This is a genomic window from Pseudomonas migulae NBRC 103157 (genome assembly GCF_002091715.1).
GTDB lineage: Bacteria > Pseudomonadota > Gammaproteobacteria > Pseudomonadales > Pseudomonadaceae > Aquipseudomonas > Aquipseudomonas migulae_A.
In genome coordinates this window covers 270,869-284,492 of sequence record NZ_BDAG01000001.1, presented here as the reverse complement: position 1 = coordinate 284,492, position 13,624 = coordinate 270,869, and the positions used below count along the sequence as shown (strand labels likewise).

Sequence of the window (13,624 nt, the reverse complement as noted above, 5' to 3'; positions counted from 1 at the left end):
ACACCGCGACTTCCGGCAGAAAGGCGGTGCAATATATGGAAACAGATCGATTCCGCGTGACGGCGACCACCCGCCCGGCGTCCCGATAACTGTGGTTTGAAAAAACCGAACAGGCACCCGCAGAGGTGCACTCCTCCGAAATTTGCCTTGAACCGTGAGAACGCTATGGAACCCGGAAACGCCCAGCTGTCGATGACGGTATTGATGACCCCCGACATGGCCAACTTCTCTGGCAATGTTCACGGCGGCACGTTGCTCAAGTACCTCGACGAAGTCGCCTACGCCTGCGCCAGCCGTTATGCCGGCCGCTACGTGGTGACCTTGTCGGTGGATCAGGTGATTTTTCGCGAACCGATTCATGTCGGCGAACTGGTGACCTTCCTGGCGTCGGTCAATTACACCGGCAACACCTCCATGGAGGTGGGCATCAAGGTGGTGACCGAAAACATCCGCGAGCGCTCGGTGCGCCACACCAACAGCTGTTTCTTCACCATGGTGGCAGTGGACGACGATCGCAAACCGGCCGCAGTGCCGCCGTTGCAACCGCAGAACAGCGAGGACAAACGCCGTTTCATGCAGGCCCAGCAGCGTCGTCAGATTCGTCAGGAACTGGAAAAGCGTTATCAGGAGATCAAGGGCGACGCCTGAGCTGGTCAGAGCGTTTGATGGTGTTCTTCAGATAGCTTTCGCGAGCAAGCCCGCTCCCACACTTGATCTTTGTCGGACACAAATTTTGTGTTCACTGAAGAATCAGTGTGGGAGATTCGTCAGGAACTGGAAAAGCGTTATCAGGAGATCAAGGGCGACGCCTGAGCTGGTCAGAGCGTTTGATGGTGTTCTTCAGATAGCTTTCGCGAGCAAGCCCGCTCCCACACTTGATCTTTGTCGGACACAAATTTTGTGTTCACTGAAGAATCAGTGTGGGAGCGGGCTTGCTCGCGAATGGGTTCAACGCCGAACTCAGAGACTGATCGCGGTCGCTTCAAACCGCACCCGCGGATGCGCAATCCGGTCCTGTGCCCGCACCAACTCCAGTTCATAGCTGGCGCACGCCTGGGTCTCAAGCAGCACCTCATGCACGGCCGACGCCGCAAACTCGAACGCCGCCACCAAGCTATCGCCCAACAGGATGCGAGCCAGAAACAGCCCGGACGTCAGGTCGCCTACACCCACTGGCTGACGTGGAAACGCCAACATTGGCCGTCTCAAGTGCCAGCTGCCTTCGCCCGTCACCAGCAACATCTCAAACGCATCCTCCGGTTTGCCGGGATAGGCCAGATGCTTGACCAGCACCGCTTTCGGGCCGCGCGCCAGCAACGCCCGCGCCATGGCCAGGCAATCGAACAGCGACTGCGGCTTGCGTCCCGAGAAGCTGTCCAGCTCCAGCTGGTTCGGGCACATGAAGTCCGCCATGGCAGCTGCCTCTTCCAGCAGGAAATCGCTGACTTCGGCCGGCACACTGCAGCCCTTCTCCGGATGGCCCATCACCGGGTCGCACAGATACAGCGCCTTGGGATTCATCGACTTGATCCGCGCCACGCCCGTCAGAATCGCCCGGCCTTGGGCCGCACTGCCGAGGTAACCGGACAACACGGCATCGCAATTGCCCAACTCGCCAATCGCCGCAATGCCTTCGACCAATTCAGGAATCTGGTGTGGCGTCAGCACCTCACCCGCCCACTGCCCGTATTGAGTGTGGTTGGAGAACTGTACGGTGTTGAGCGGCCAGACATTCACCCCGACCCGCTGCATCGGGAAAACCGCGGCGCTGTTGCCAGCGTGGCCGAACACCACGTGGGACTGAATGGCGAGCAGATGGGGCGTACGTTTCATGCGGTGAGTTCCGTAAAACGATTGAAATTCGAGCCGCGCAGTATGCGACTAAACGCAGCCTGTACGACAGACCGGCGACGCAGTTAAGCTGGCACTATCTTGTTGGAGCACCCTGTTGATGCTGACCCTCGGAAATATCTTCGTGCTGATGTTGCTCGCCACCGCCGGCGCTTGGCTGTGGCACAACCATGGCTTGCGCGAGCGCGCGCTGGAGCGGGTCAAGCAGCATTGCAGCAATCTCGGGATCGAGTTGCTTGATGGCAACGTGGCGCTGAAAAAAATTGCTTTCATCAAGGATGCCAATGGCCGGCGACGTCTGGCCCGTGTGTACAACTTCGAGTTCACGGTGACCGGCGAAACACGCCACAACGGCACCATCACCCAATTCGGTGCCCACAGCGCGCAGATCGAACTGGCCCCCTACCCCATGCCCTTCGACGACACGCCTTCGGTGGTCGACGTGGTGAAACCGCGTGCAGAAGTGATTGAGCTTAGTCAGTGGCGGCAAGAACACACCAAGTGGCGCCCATAAATCAAAAGATCGCAGCCTGCGGCAGCTCCTACATGGAAATACAAAATCCTGTAGGAGCTGCCGCAGGCTGCGATCTTTTGATCTTTAATTCGCCCGACAGTCGGCCAAACCTCTTTGTAGCGACTCAATATCCTGCGGCTCAGAAAAAATCAGTTCGATCCGCGAATCCCGGCGCCACTCGCTGGGCTGCCAATCGAGCGTCGAGTTATCCAAGGCATTCGCCGAAACCCAACCCTCGCCGCTGTGGATAACCAGCTTCGCCCGCCGCCATGCAAGGCTTTCGAGCCACTGGCCAACGCGCGCTGAATCGAACGTCTGGCTCGGATGCCAGCGCCAGCCGATGCTCCAGCCGTCGTCCTGTTCCTGGCTCAGGCAAATCGGCAACGCGGGGTCGGCCCAGACTGCCGGCAACTGCGCCACTCCTTGGGGTGCGATGAAGTTATCCACACCCGCCACCGCCTGCACCTCAAGACCTGGTAACGCTTCCAAAGGAAGGATGGCCTGCTGCGTCCAGTAAAACGGACGTAATGGCAACTGCGCGACGACTCGCTGTCGATCACCCTCCTCGAGATTTTCAGACTTGTTCAACAGCAACAACCCTGCGCCGCTCAACGCCTCCTGCTGCGTCACCGGCAGCGGTTTGCCTGCAGCGAGCGCCTGGGCGTCCAGCACCATCACGCAGGGCTGAACCGCCAGCACGCCGACCCACGGCGCCTCATTCAGCTGCTTGAGCAACTGCGCAGGATGGCCGAGCCCTGACGGTTCGATAAACAACCGATCCGGCCGTGCCTTGCGCAGCAAACGCCCGAGGCCGATCTGGAACGGCGCACCATTGACGCAACACAAACAGCCCCCGGCCACTTCACCCAGTGCGATACCATCGGCGTCCCGGGTCAGCAACGCAGCATCGATGCCGATCTGGCCGAACTCGTTGATCAGCACCGCCCAACGCTCATTCGCCGGCCGCTGGGCCAGCAGGTGCTTGATCAAACTGGTCTTGCCTGCGCCCAATGGGCCGGCAATGACGTGAGTGGGAATGTTCTGCAACATGGTCGGTGTTTTCTGAGGAGGAAAAGGATGCGGTTGATCGGCTGGGCGTTGCTCTTGGCTTTGGTTTGCGGCGAAGCGCTGGCCCAGGCTTGCGTGGTACATAGCACGGCTGAGCGACTGGACGTGAAAGTCTGTCAGCAGAACCGAAACATCCCGGAAAAACTCTTTGCCGATGGCTTCTGTCAGCCCAACCTTCCTGGCCAGAAAGTCGAGGTGCAATACGTCGATCAATGCCCCGGCGGCGCATTCGGTGTTTGCAGCAATGCTCAAGTCGCCAATATGCCTTACCGGCAAGATATTCACTATTACGGCGTGGCCACCGACGCGGCGTACCTGAAGCCGTTTTGCGAAGGCCAGAACCAGGGCAACTGGCTCAAGCCATGAGCCGCTAACCCAGCCAATCGAGGGTCAGAATCAAACGCCGCTCGCCCGGCCCGAGCGGCGGCGAGCGGTGAATCAGGCCAAAACCTTCGTTGCCGTGCCACTTCTCGCCCTTGAGCAAGGCGACAGCGCCACTGCCGACTTGCTGAATCAGCGAATTGTCCGTGGGTTCGGCGTCGGGCTGGCTCAACCGGCGACGATCCATCACCCCCTCTTTCAGCCACTGACTGCCAACACCGGCGTACGTGGTAATCAAGCGCACCGGTACATGATCGACGTGAAAGCGCGGGCACATGGCTTTATCCAGCCCCCGCAAACGCACGCCAATACGCTTGGCACCGAGCAGGCAGGCGAAGGCGCTGACCAGCCAGGAAACGTCGGCGATGAAACCTTCAAAGCCCTCGAGATCACTGAAGCCCGAGGCCAATCCATGGAGGTTGGGTTCAGTGTTTTCGTCAGCGATTTCCAGCGACAACGACTCGGCCAACGGCTGGTTCAAGGACAGCAACAGGCTGCCGAAATCGGCGATATGCACCGGAAGTTGGCGCTGCCAGATGGCGAGGTTCACGTCGTCATCGAGAATTCGGGCGAGGGTTTGCGGCGTATCGTCCTGAACCTGAGACATGACCGGTCGAAACTTCAAGGTCGGCTCCAACATCACGCCGCTTCCTCTTCATGCCAAGGACCGAACGGATCAGGCAACAATCGCCAGCCCTCGATGCCAGAGACCATTTCATCATCGGTCAGCAGGCAATCGTCCAGCTCTGCGGTGAGTCGGGTGAAGTCAATGTTCTGGCCGATGAACACCAGTTCCTGGCGGCAATCACCGGTGGTGGCTGTCCAGTTTTCCATGATCGCGGCGGTGCTTTCTTCGTCCTGCGGCCATTGGGCTTTCGGCACGAAACGCCACCAGCGTCCGGCAAAGCCATGGCGCATCAAACCGCCCGCCTGAGACCAACTGCCCGCGTCCATCGGCTTGCTCGCCAGCCAGAAAAACCCTTTGGAGCGCAGCAGTTTGCCGTTCACCCATGGCCGGTCGATGAAGCTGAAGAAGCGCTGCGGATGGAAAGGTCTGCGTGCTCGATAGGCCGTGGAGGCGATGCCGTACTCCTCGGTTTCCGGAATGTGCTCGCCGCGCATCTCCTGCAACCAGCCGGGCGCCTGCGCAGCTTTCTCGAAGTCGAAGCGACCGGTGTTGAGGATTTTCTCCAGGGGAATTTCACCCATGACCATCGGGATGATGTCGGCTTGTGAGTTCAATCGTTCGAGGATTGCGATCAGCTCCTGACGCTCGCGGCCACTGATCAAGTCGATCTTGCTGATCAGGATCACGTCGGCGAATTCGATCTGCTCGATCAACAAGTCAGTGATCGAGCGCTCGTCCTCCTCGCCGAGGGTTTCGCCACGAGAAGCGAGGCTTTCGGCGGCCTGATAGTCGAGCAGGAAATTCATACCGTCGACCACAGTGACCATGGTGTCGAGCCGTGCGATGTCGGCCAGGCTCTGCCCTTCTTCGTCACGGAAAGTGAAGGTTTCCGCCACAGGCAGCGGTTCGGAGATGCCGGTGGATTCGATCAGCAAATAATCGAAGCGGCCGTCCCTGGCGAGTTTGCTGACTTCTTCAAGCAGGTCTTCGCGCAAGGTGCAGCAGATGCAGCCGTTGCTCATTTCCACGAGTTTTTCTTCGGCGCGGTTCAGGGTGACATCACGCTGAACTTCGCTGCCATCGATGTTGATCTCGCTCATGTCGTTGACGATCACCGCGACTCGCAGGTTTTCACGGTTACGCAGTACATGGTTAAGCAGTGTGCTTTTGCCGGCGCCGAGAAAGCCCGACAGGACGGTCACGGGGAGACGATGGGGCATCAGGAGTTCCTCACGGGGATGCCCGGTCACAGTGTCGGGCTTAATTCAATGTTATAGTATAACAATGCAATCAAGCCACTCTCCTATTGCCCATCATCACAAAGGGCATGATGCTGGAGCCCGTTCGATTCGTGAGAAATCCCATGCGCACTGCCCTGAAACTAACGCTGATGAGCGTTTCGCTGCTGCTCGCCGTAAACACCCGGGCGCAAATCCCTAGCCTGGCCCAATGCACCCGAAGCGCCAACCTGCTGTCCTGCGTGGATGCCGACGGCAATGCCTACAGCGTCAACACCGTCGGCAACACGATCTATTTGCGGGGCTTCGAACGGGCGGGAAAACGCTATTGGGCGCAGACCAACAGCCGCTACGGACAACTGACGTTTTTCACCGGCATCGCTTCCGACGGTGAGGCCTGGGTGGGCTACAACCGTCGGGTTGGCTGGACCACCATCAACCGGTTTTCCAGCTCGGGAGGCAGCAGTGCAACGTTCACCTGCAGCAGGATCACCGGGTGCTAGACCTGAGCTTTTTTCTGTTCCAGTTGCCAGGCGAGGTAACTGTTAACCGGCGGATTCTTCTGAAAGTAGCGCTGTAATCCTTCGAACAAACCGTCTGCCACGGCCTGCTGATGCCGCGTCGTGACCAGCCGCTGACTGTCGCGAGCATTTGAAATGAAGCCGGTTTCCACCAGGATCGACGGCACGTCCGGCGACTTCAGCACTGCAAAGCCGGCCTGCTCCACCCGCTTCTGATGCAACGTGGTGATGCCCGCAAGACTGCCGAGCACTGTGCTGCCCAACTGCAAACTCGCGGCGAGGGTGGCGTTCATCGACATGTCGAGAATCACCCCGGCGAGCATCGGGTCCTTGTCCTTGAGGTTGAGCAGGCGGGAGGCTCCCAACAGGTCCGCGCCGTTCTCCCGCTGTGCCATGAAGCGCGCTGTGGCCGACGTCGCGCCACCTTCAGACAAGCAATACACCGACGCCCCCGAAGCGGTGAGCCTCGGCGCCGCATCGGCATGCACTGAGATGAACATGTCGGCGTTGTGTTTGCGGGCGATCTCCACGCGCTTGCGCAGCGGGACGAAGAAGTCGTCATTGCGCACCAGTTTTACGTCGAAGCCCTTCTCGCGCTTCAGCCGTTTGGCCAACAGTTGTGCGATGGACAGCACCACGTCTTTCTCGCGTTCACCTTTGGCACCGACCGCGCCAGGGTCTTTGCCGCCATGGCCGGGGTCGACCACCACGATGATGTCCCGCTTGGGGTGAGCCTTGTCGACAGCTACCGCAGGCGCAGCGGCGATGTGCAGCGGCGCTGCTGTCTTCAGATCGAGCACCAGCCGATGGCCTTGCCCGTCCTGCGGCGGCAACAGAAAGCTGTTGAGCTGCACCGGGCCGCTGAGGTCGAGGACGATCCGCGTATCGCCCATACCAAAATGTCCGGAGCGGATCGAACGAATGACCGTATCGCCGAGGGCCAATTGACTGAAGTCACCACTGAGGTTGGCGCCGCTCAGATCGATGATCAACCGCTCGGGCGCGCTCAGGGAAAAAGTCTTGTAGCGAACCGGCCCGCTCAGATCGAACACCAGGCGCAGTTTGTCATCCGAGCGCCAAAGCCGCGCGTTGCTAATTTGCGTGGCACCAACACCGAAGGGTAATGCGAAGGCCGCGCTGGCCAGGATCAGGTTGAGCAAGTGACGTCTGTGCATGGTGAAAGCGGCTCGTGAAAAAGGCGTAGTCGATTTTAATGTAATAACATAACATGTCGATCCGACTTCCACGATGGACCTGCTCATGAATGCGCTGACTCTGCCGGATATCGCCGCGCAGGCCTCACGCCAAGCTCTGCCACTTGAATGGGTGGGCATGTGCGGCATTGCTCTTCCAGTTTTGTTTGATGGCCAACGATTGAGCGCAAAGGCCGACGCGGGCGTGAGCCTCGACGATGGAGAAGCGCGGGGCATTCACATGTCGCGGCTGTACCTGGCGCTGGAAATGCTCGAGCAGGAAAACCTGACACCTGCCCTGTTAAGGCGTGTATTGCAGCAATTTCTCGATACGCATGAAGGTCTGTCCAATAACGCTTACCTGAACATTCACGCTGATTTACTGCTCAAACGGCCGGCGCTCATCAGTCCTTTGTCCGGTTGGAAAAGCTATCCAGTCAGCATTGAAGCGCGTTTGAAAAACGCGATGTTCCACGTGGAACTAAAAATCGACATCTCCTATTCCTCGACCTGTCCGTGCTCAGCCGCGCTGTCTCGACAGTTGATTCAACAGCAGTTCGTCGATGACTTTGCCAATAAGTCACTGCAACACGCCGACGTTTTAGCTTGGCTTGGCTCCACAAAAGGCATCGTCGCGACACCTCATAGCCAGCGCAGCAATGCGCAGCTGAAGCTTCGTCTCGACGACTATCTGGATGACCTGCCACTGATTGCGCTGATCAACGATGCCGAAGCAGCCTTGGGCACCGCCGTGCAAACCGCCGTAAAGCGCGCTGACGAACAAGCCTTCGCCCTGGCTAATGGCCAAAACCTGATGTTCTGTGAAGACGCCGTTCGACGCTTGAATCTGGCGTTGAAACGATCGCCCGGCATCAACGCCTTTCACCTGAAAGTCGTCCACGCAGAAAGCCTGCACGCCCACGATGCTGTCGCCGAAAGTCGCTGGAACTGGGAGGCCGCATGATTCGCTGCGAGGCTTTGCGCTGGGGAGCACCCGGACAACCGCTGACACCGCCTGTGGATTTCGAATTGCCCAAGGGCAGCCTGACCGCCGTCATCGGTGCCAACGGCTCGGGAAAAAGCAGCCTGCTGAAAGTCATCGCCGGCCTGCAAAAACCACTGACCGGCAAAGTCATCCTTGATGTTCCACGCAAAGGTTCACTCTCATTCCTCCCCCAGCAACAACACCTCGATCGGCAATTCCCCATCAGTCTGCAAGAGTTGGTGGCCGCCGGTTTCTGGGGCAGCAAACAATCACCCGAAGTCCGAAACCAACGTCTTAAAGCTGTGCTGGAAAAATGGTGCCTGACCGGCCTGGAACAGCGCCCGTTGATGGCCCTCTCCGGAGGTGAATTGCAGCGCGCCCTGCTCGCTCGTTTAAGCCTCGCCGAAGCCCCCTTGCTGTTACTCGACGAACCCCACGCCGCCCTCGACGAACTCGGTCAGTCACTGCTGTGGAAACACATCCACGCCTGGCACGCCGAAGGCCGAACCCTGGTCGTCGTGTGCCACGACCTGGCCGCCGTTCGCCTACACATTCCTCAAACGCTGTTGATCAAAAGCAGCGGTTGCGTCCTCGGCCCAAGCGTCGACCTGATCCGCCAACAACCCCAAACGCAGGTGGCCTGATGCTCGTCGCCACTCAACTTTGGCAACCCTTCCACGAGTTCGTGTTCATGCGCCGGGCACTGCTCGGTGGATTGGTTTTGGCATGCAGCACGGCACCGCTCGGGGTGTTTCTGATCCTGCGGCGCATGAGCCTGATCGGCGATGCGGTCGCACACGGCATCTTGCCCGGCGCTGCGCTTGGCTTCTGGTTCGCCGGACTGAATCTGCCAGCGCTGACCCTCGGTGGCCTCGGTGCAGGTCTGAGCATGGCCGGCCTCGCCGCGTGGATCACCCGTCGCACCGGGCTGCGAGAAGACGCGAGCCTCGCCGCGATCTACCCGATTTCCCTCGCCAGCGGTGTGCTGATCCTCGGCATCGCCGGCAAACGTCTTGACCTGCTGCACCTGCTCTTTGGCTCGGCGTTGGCAGTCGATGGCCCCACGTTGACCGGCATGTTGTGGGTCTCAGGGTTCAGCCTTATCGCCATGGCGCTCATCTACAAGCCGCTGCTACTGGACACCCTCGACCCTCTCTTTCTGCAAACCGTCAGCCGGCTCGGTCCCTTGGCCCACGGCGTGTTTCTGACACTGGTGGTACTGAATCTGGTCATCGGTTTCCAAGCCATCGGCGCGCTGATGGTCGTCGGCCTGATGATGTTGCCCGCCGCTGCATCACGATTCTGGAGCCGGCGCTTGCCCGTGCTGATGGGCATCGCCGCGCTGCTCGGCTGCCTTTCGGTGTGGCTGGGATTATTGCTGTCGTTCTACTACTCACTGCCCAGCGGCCCGGCCATCGTGCTGGTGGCTGGCGGTATGTATCTGCTGTCCGTGGTGTTCGGACCGGTGCACGGTTTGCTGCGCCGCCCGCCTTTGCTCACATCCCAATGAGGTGTTGCCCGATGCGCGCTTTACTCGTGCTGTTCAGTTTGATGCTGTCGATGTCGCTGTCCGCTGCGGAAAAACTGCAGGTGGTGACCAGCTTCAGCATCCTTGCCGACATGACTCATCAAGTCGGCGGCGAGCATATCCAGATCACCAACATGGTTGGCCCCGACGCCGATGCCCACACGTACGAGCCGACACCGGACGACGCCAAGGCGCTGCTCAAAGCCAGACTGATCATCAAAAACGGCCTGGGTTTCGAGCCATGGCTGGACCGCCTGGTGACCAGTACTGAAACCAAAGCCACGGTCATCAGCGCGAGCCGCGGTGTCATTCCGCGCTCGCTGGATGAAGACGGCGAGACCGTTCCCGACCCTCACGCCTGGCACAACCTGGCGAACGCCGAGCTGTACATCAGCAACATCACCAAAGCGTTGATTGCCGCCGACCCGGCGAACAAAACCGACTACGAACGCAACAGCCAGGCCTACCTGAAACAGGTTTACGCGCTGCTCGCCGAAGCTAAAGCCAAGCTCGGATCGCTGCCGCCGGGCAACCGCAAGATCGTGACGTCCCATGACGCGTTCGGCTATCTCGGTCAGGCGTACGGAATCGACTTCATGGCACCACAAGGTCTGTCCACCGAACGCGAACCGTCGGCTGCGGAAGTGGCCGCGCTGATCACCCAGATTCGTCAGGCCAAGGTCAAAGCCGTGTTCATGGAAAACATCAAGGACGCCCGTCTGCTCAAGCAGATCGCCGATGAAAGCGGCGCGCACATTGGCGGCACCTTGTACTCCGATGCGCTCGCCGCAAGCGGTCCGGCCAGCACCTTCACCGGGCTGTTCGAGTACAACCTCAACACGCTATACGAGGCGTTGAGCAAACCATGATCCGCAAGAACCCTTCCGGTGATTTGCCGCTGATTGCCGAATCTGCATACGTGGACAAGACCGCGATCATTTGCGGAAAAGTGGTGATCGGCGAGAACGTTTTCGTCGGCCCCTACGCCGTGATCCGCGCCGATGAAGTGGACGATTCGGGCGCGATGGAGCCGATCACCATTGGTGCAAATTCAAACATCCAGGATGGCGTGGTGATTCATTCCAAGTCCGGGGCGGCGGTGACCATCGGCGAGTTCAGTTCGATTGCTCACCGTTCAATCGTTCATGGTCCGTGCACGGTCGGCGACCGGGTGTTTATCGGTTTCAACAGCGTGCTGTTCAACTGCGCGGTCGGTGACGGCTGCGTGGTGCGGCACAACTCGGTGGTCGATGGGCGCGACCTGCCCACGGATTTTTACGTGCCCTCCACCACCCGCATCGGGCCTAACACCGACCTGTCGCAGTTCCCGCCGGTCAGCGTCAGCGCCTCGGAATTTTCCGAGGATGTGGCGCGCACCAATGTCGATCTGGTGCGCGGCTACAAAGCCCTGCAAAACGAGTTCTGACCATGAGCAGTGTGCTGATTCGCAATGCCCGGCTGGTGAATGAAGGTCGAGAATTTGAAGGTGATCTGTTAGTCAGCCATGGCCGCATCGTCAAGATCGCCAGCAGCATCGAAGGGGAAAATGCAGCCGTAGAAATCGATGCTGACGGCCAGTGGCTGTTACCCGGAATGATCGATGATCAGGTGCACTTCCGCGATCCCGGCTCGCCCGAGAAGGGCAGTTTCCACACCGAATCCCGGGCGGCGGTGGCCGGTGGCATCACCAGTTTCATGGACATGCCCAACACCCATCCGGCGACACTGACCCTTGCCACACTCGCCGACAAGAAGCGTCGAGCGGCGATCAGTTCGGTGGCCAACTACGGCTTTCACTTCGGTGTAAGCAACGACAATCTCGACACCGTCGCCGCACTCAATCCTTGCGAAGTAGCCGGCGTCAAAGTGTTCATGGGCGCGTCCACGGGCAACATGCTGGTGGACGATCCGAGGGTTCTCGAACGGCTGTTCGCCGAGGTGCCGACGATTCTGTTGGCTCACTGCGAACACACGCCCGGCATCGAGGCCAACGCGGCGAATCTGCGAGCGCTGCTCGGCGAACACATTCCCGCCGCGGCGCATCCCGTGATCCGCAATGCCGAGGCCTGCTTTCGCTCGTCATCAATGGCGGTGGATCTGGCCAGGCGTCACGGCACGCGACTTCACGTTCTGCACCTGACCACCGCACGGGAACTGGCGTTGTTCGAAGACAAACCGCTGTCGCAGAAACACATCAGCGCCGAAGTCTGCCTGCACCACTTGCTCTTCGATGATCGCGACTACGCGGACCTTGGTAATCAGATCAAATGCAACCCGGCGATCAAGACTCAGGCTGACCGCAATGCCTTGCGCTATGCGTTGCTGAGCCATCGACTGGACGTCATCGGCAGCGATCATGCGCCGCACACCTGGGCCGAAAAACAACGTCCCTACAGTCAGGCGCCGTCCGGTCTGCCGCTGGTGCAGCACGCCTTCCCCGCGTTGCTGGAGTTGGTGGCAGACGAGTTGTTGCCGATCACAGTGCTCGTGGACAAGACCAGTCACCGTGTCGCTGATCTGTTTGCTATTCCCGACCGAGGCTATTTGCGCGAAGGTTATTGGGCAGACCTGGTGCTGATCAAACCGGAGCCTGACGGCATTGCCGTCTCTGAGCAGCCGATTCTGTCTCAATGCGGCTGGACGCCCTTTGCCCGACGACGCTTTCGCCACAGCGTCAGCACCACGCTGGTGTCCGGACAAATCGCATGGCGAGACAAATGTCTTAATGACAACTGTCAGGGTTTACCACTACGGTTTATGCGCTAGCACCCGAGAGCACCAACATGATTCACATCACCCTGAGCGATGGTTCATTGCGTGAATTCGACCAACCATTGTCGGTGTACGAACTCGCCGCGAGTATCGGTCCCGGGCTGGCCAAGGCGGCTGTCGCGGGAAGGGTTGACGGCGTGTTGGTGGATTGTGAATTCATCCTCGCAGCCGATGCCCGGGTCAGCATCGTCACGCCGCAAGAGCCCGACGGGCTGGAGATTCTTCGCCGCTCCTGCGCCTTGGTGTTGGCGATGGCCGTGAAACAGCTTTATCCAAAAGCACATTTGCAGACGGGATCGGTGCTGGGTGATGGCTTCTTCCATGAATTCGAGTTTGAACGTCATTTAAACCTGGTCGACCTTGCTGCCATTGAAGCGCGCATGAGGACACTGGCGGCTACCAATCATTCGATACGCCGCCGCGCGATGTCTGCCGAACAGTCATCGTCCTACCATCTGGGAGACTTCGAGTGTGTGTCGACGGGGCCGCATGTTCCCGCCACCCGTGTGTTGCAGGCCTTCGCGCTCGATCACATCAGCGGCACGTCACCACAACGGATCTATGGCACCTGCTGGTCCTGCCAGGAGGAACTGGACAACTGGCGGGCACCGCCGCACGTGATGATCGTCAGCATGGATGATCGTCAGGCGGAGTACGCACAATCGGTGACTGAAGCGTTACGCCGGAGCGGCGTACGCGCTCGCGCCGATCTGCGTAACGAGAAGGTCCGTCACAAGATTCGCGAGCACAGTCAGCAAGTGCCGTATCTGGTGGTGATCGGGGAGAAAGAAAAAGAAGGCGGGTTTGTCAGTGTGCGCAGTCGCACCGGGGAGGATTTTGGCAGGATGGCGGTTGATGCAGTGTGCAATTGGCTGAGGTCCATAGGGATTGCCAGTGTTTGAAGTGACGCCTTCGCGGGCAAGCCTCGCTCCTACGGGATTTACG

At 59.5% G+C, this 13,624-nt stretch carries 16 protein-coding genes; 11 read left to right on the top strand and 5 right to left on the bottom strand.

Annotated elements, in window-relative coordinates; translation table 11 throughout:
- Positions 1-165 precede the first annotated feature (165 nt).
- Complete coding sequence (locus PMI01S_RS01390; RefSeq protein WP_010465381.1) at positions 166-648, top strand: acyl-CoA thioesterase; 483 nt, start codon at positions 166-168, stop codon at positions 646-648.
- Between the two features lie 312 nt (positions 649-960).
- Here the strand turns inward: PMI01S_RS01390 and pdxY are convergent, their stop codons facing one another.
- A complete protein-coding gene (gene pdxY / locus PMI01S_RS01385; RefSeq protein WP_084317681.1) occupies positions 961-1,833 on the bottom strand; it encodes a pyridoxal kinase PdxY in 873 nt (290 codons plus the stop codon).
- Positions 1,834-1,951: 118 nt separating this feature from the next.
- Here pdxY and PMI01S_RS01380 point away from each other — a divergent pair, with 118 nt between their 5' ends.
- On the top strand, positions 1,952-2,365 hold the full coding sequence (locus PMI01S_RS01380) for a DUF3301 domain-containing protein (protein WP_084317680.1): 414 nt from the start codon (positions 1,952-1,954) through the stop codon (positions 2,363-2,365).
- An 84-nt stretch (positions 2,366-2,449) separates the two neighbouring features.
- Here PMI01S_RS01380 and PMI01S_RS01375 read toward each other — a convergent pair whose 3' ends face one another.
- Positions 2,450-3,415, bottom strand: a complete 966-nt coding sequence (locus tag PMI01S_RS01375; RefSeq protein ID WP_084317679.1) for a CobW family GTP-binding protein — start codon at positions 3,413-3,415, stop codon at positions 2,450-2,452.
- A 27-nt stretch (positions 3,416-3,442) separates the two neighbouring features.
- Here PMI01S_RS01375 and PMI01S_RS01370 point away from each other — a divergent pair, with 27 nt between their 5' ends.
- Positions 3,443-3,799 (top strand): NADH:ubiquinone oxidoreductase, encoded by a 357-nt coding sequence (locus tag PMI01S_RS01370; protein ID WP_084317678.1) that lies wholly within the window; start codon positions 3,443-3,445, stop codon positions 3,797-3,799.
- A 4-nt stretch (positions 3,800-3,803) separates the two neighbouring features.
- Here the strand turns inward: PMI01S_RS01370 and PMI01S_RS01365 are convergent, their stop codons facing one another.
- Complete coding sequence (locus PMI01S_RS01365; protein WP_084317677.1) at positions 3,804-4,454, bottom strand: DUF1826 domain-containing protein; 651 nt, start codon at positions 4,452-4,454, stop codon at positions 3,804-3,806.
- Entirely contained in the window at positions 4,454-5,662 is a 1,209-nt protein-coding gene (gene zigA, locus PMI01S_RS01360; protein ID WP_084317676.1) for a zinc metallochaperone GTPase ZigA, read from the bottom strand. Before zigA ends, PMI01S_RS01365 begins: the two co-directional genes overlap by 1 nt.
- Before the next feature lie 143 nt (positions 5,663-5,805).
- Here zigA and PMI01S_RS01355 point away from each other — a divergent pair, with 143 nt between their 5' ends.
- Positions 5,806-6,183 carry a glutamine synthetase gene (locus tag PMI01S_RS01355; RefSeq protein ID WP_084317675.1) on the top strand — a complete coding sequence of 126 codons (378 nt, stop codon included), beginning with the start codon at positions 5,806-5,808 and terminating at the stop codon, positions 6,181-6,183.
- On the opposite strand, the gene PMI01S_RS01350 is transcribed toward PMI01S_RS01355, so the two are convergent.
- Positions 6,180-7,376 (bottom strand): N-acetylmuramoyl-L-alanine amidase, encoded by a 1,197-nt coding sequence (locus PMI01S_RS01350; protein WP_084317674.1) that lies wholly within the window; start codon positions 7,374-7,376, stop codon positions 6,180-6,182. The two genes, PMI01S_RS01355 and PMI01S_RS01350, sit on opposite strands and share 4 nt — an antisense overlap.
- An 85-nt stretch (positions 7,377-7,461) precedes the next feature.
- On the opposite strand from PMI01S_RS01350, the gene folE2 reads away from it, so the two are divergent.
- From folE2 to PMI01S_RS01315, 7 genes are read left to right on the top strand one after another with little or no spacing between them, the layout of a single operon-like run.
- Positions 7,462-8,358, top strand: coding sequence for a GTP cyclohydrolase FolE2 (folE2, locus tag PMI01S_RS01345; protein ID WP_084317673.1), 897 nt, complete (start codon positions 7,462-7,464; stop codon positions 8,356-8,358).
- The gene (locus PMI01S_RS01340) at positions 8,355-9,023 is read left to right on the top strand and encodes a metal ABC transporter ATP-binding protein (RefSeq protein ID WP_084317672.1); all 669 of its coding nucleotides are present in this window, start codon (positions 8,355-8,357) and stop codon (positions 9,021-9,023) included. Before folE2 ends, PMI01S_RS01340 begins: the two co-directional genes overlap by 4 nt.
- A complete protein-coding gene (locus tag PMI01S_RS01335) occupies positions 9,023-9,889 on the top strand; it encodes a metal ABC transporter permease (protein ID WP_084317671.1) in 867 nt (288 codons plus the stop codon). The genes PMI01S_RS01340 and PMI01S_RS01335 overlap by 1 nt, the downstream gene beginning before the upstream one ends.
- An 11-nt stretch (positions 9,890-9,900) precedes the next feature.
- The gene (locus tag PMI01S_RS01330) at positions 9,901-10,776 is read left to right on the top strand and encodes a metal ABC transporter substrate-binding protein (protein ID WP_084317670.1); all 876 of its coding nucleotides are present in this window, start codon (positions 9,901-9,903) and stop codon (positions 10,774-10,776) included.
- Positions 10,773-11,333, top strand: a complete 561-nt coding sequence (locus PMI01S_RS01325) for a gamma carbonic anhydrase family protein (protein WP_084317669.1) — start codon at positions 10,773-10,775, stop codon at positions 11,331-11,333. Before PMI01S_RS01330 ends, PMI01S_RS01325 begins: the two co-directional genes overlap by 4 nt.
- A gap of 2 nt (positions 11,334-11,335) precedes the next feature.
- On the top strand, positions 11,336-12,673 hold the full coding sequence (locus tag PMI01S_RS01320) for a dihydroorotase (protein ID WP_084317668.1): 1,338 nt from the start codon (positions 11,336-11,338) through the stop codon (positions 12,671-12,673).
- 17 nt (positions 12,674-12,690) lie between these two features.
- Entirely contained in the window at positions 12,691-13,581 is an 891-nt protein-coding gene (locus tag PMI01S_RS01315; protein WP_084317667.1) for a His/Gly/Thr/Pro-type tRNA ligase C-terminal domain-containing protein, read from the top strand.
- Positions 13,582-13,624 lie beyond the last annotated feature (43 nt).

Bases quoted from the DNA above. Each gene is read 5' to 3' on its own strand.
- PMI01S_RS01390 (WP_010465381.1), top strand. From the start codon at position 166: ATGGAACCCGGAAACGCCCAGCTGTCGATGACGGTATTGATGACCCCC.
- pdxY (WP_084317681.1), bottom strand. From the start codon at position 1,833: ATGAAACGTACGCCCCATCTGCTCGCCATTCAGTCCCACGTGGTGTTC.
- PMI01S_RS01380 (WP_084317680.1), top strand. From the start codon at position 1,952: ATGCTGACCCTCGGAAATATCTTCGTGCTGATGTTGCTCGCCACCGCC.
- PMI01S_RS01375 (WP_084317679.1), bottom strand. From the start codon at position 3,415: ATGTTGCAGAACATTCCCACTCACGTCATTGCCGGCCCATTGGGCGCA.
- PMI01S_RS01370 (WP_084317678.1), top strand. From the start codon at position 3,443: ATGCGGTTGATCGGCTGGGCGTTGCTCTTGGCTTTGGTTTGCGGCGAA.
- PMI01S_RS01365 (WP_084317677.1), bottom strand. From the start codon at position 4,454: ATGTTGGAGCCGACCTTGAAGTTTCGACCGGTCATGTCTCAGGTTCAG.
- zigA (WP_084317676.1), bottom strand. From the start codon at position 5,662: ATGCCCCATCGTCTCCCCGTGACCGTCCTGTCGGGCTTTCTCGGCGCC.
- PMI01S_RS01355 (WP_084317675.1), top strand. From the start codon at position 5,806: ATGCGCACTGCCCTGAAACTAACGCTGATGAGCGTTTCGCTGCTGCTC.
- PMI01S_RS01350 (WP_084317674.1), bottom strand. From the start codon at position 7,376: ATGCACAGACGTCACTTGCTCAACCTGATCCTGGCCAGCGCGGCCTTC.
- folE2 (WP_084317673.1), top strand. From the start codon at position 7,462: ATGAATGCGCTGACTCTGCCGGATATCGCCGCGCAGGCCTCACGCCAA.
- PMI01S_RS01340 (WP_084317672.1), top strand. From the start codon at position 8,355: ATGATTCGCTGCGAGGCTTTGCGCTGGGGAGCACCCGGACAACCGCTG.
- PMI01S_RS01335 (WP_084317671.1), top strand. From the start codon at position 9,023: ATGCTCGTCGCCACTCAACTTTGGCAACCCTTCCACGAGTTCGTGTTC.
- PMI01S_RS01330 (WP_084317670.1), top strand. From the start codon at position 9,901: ATGCGCGCTTTACTCGTGCTGTTCAGTTTGATGCTGTCGATGTCGCTG.
- PMI01S_RS01325 (WP_084317669.1), top strand. From the start codon at position 10,773: ATGATCCGCAAGAACCCTTCCGGTGATTTGCCGCTGATTGCCGAATCT.
- PMI01S_RS01320 (WP_084317668.1), top strand. From the start codon at position 11,336: ATGAGCAGTGTGCTGATTCGCAATGCCCGGCTGGTGAATGAAGGTCGA.
- PMI01S_RS01315 (WP_084317667.1), top strand. From the start codon at position 12,691: ATGATTCACATCACCCTGAGCGATGGTTCATTGCGTGAATTCGACCAA.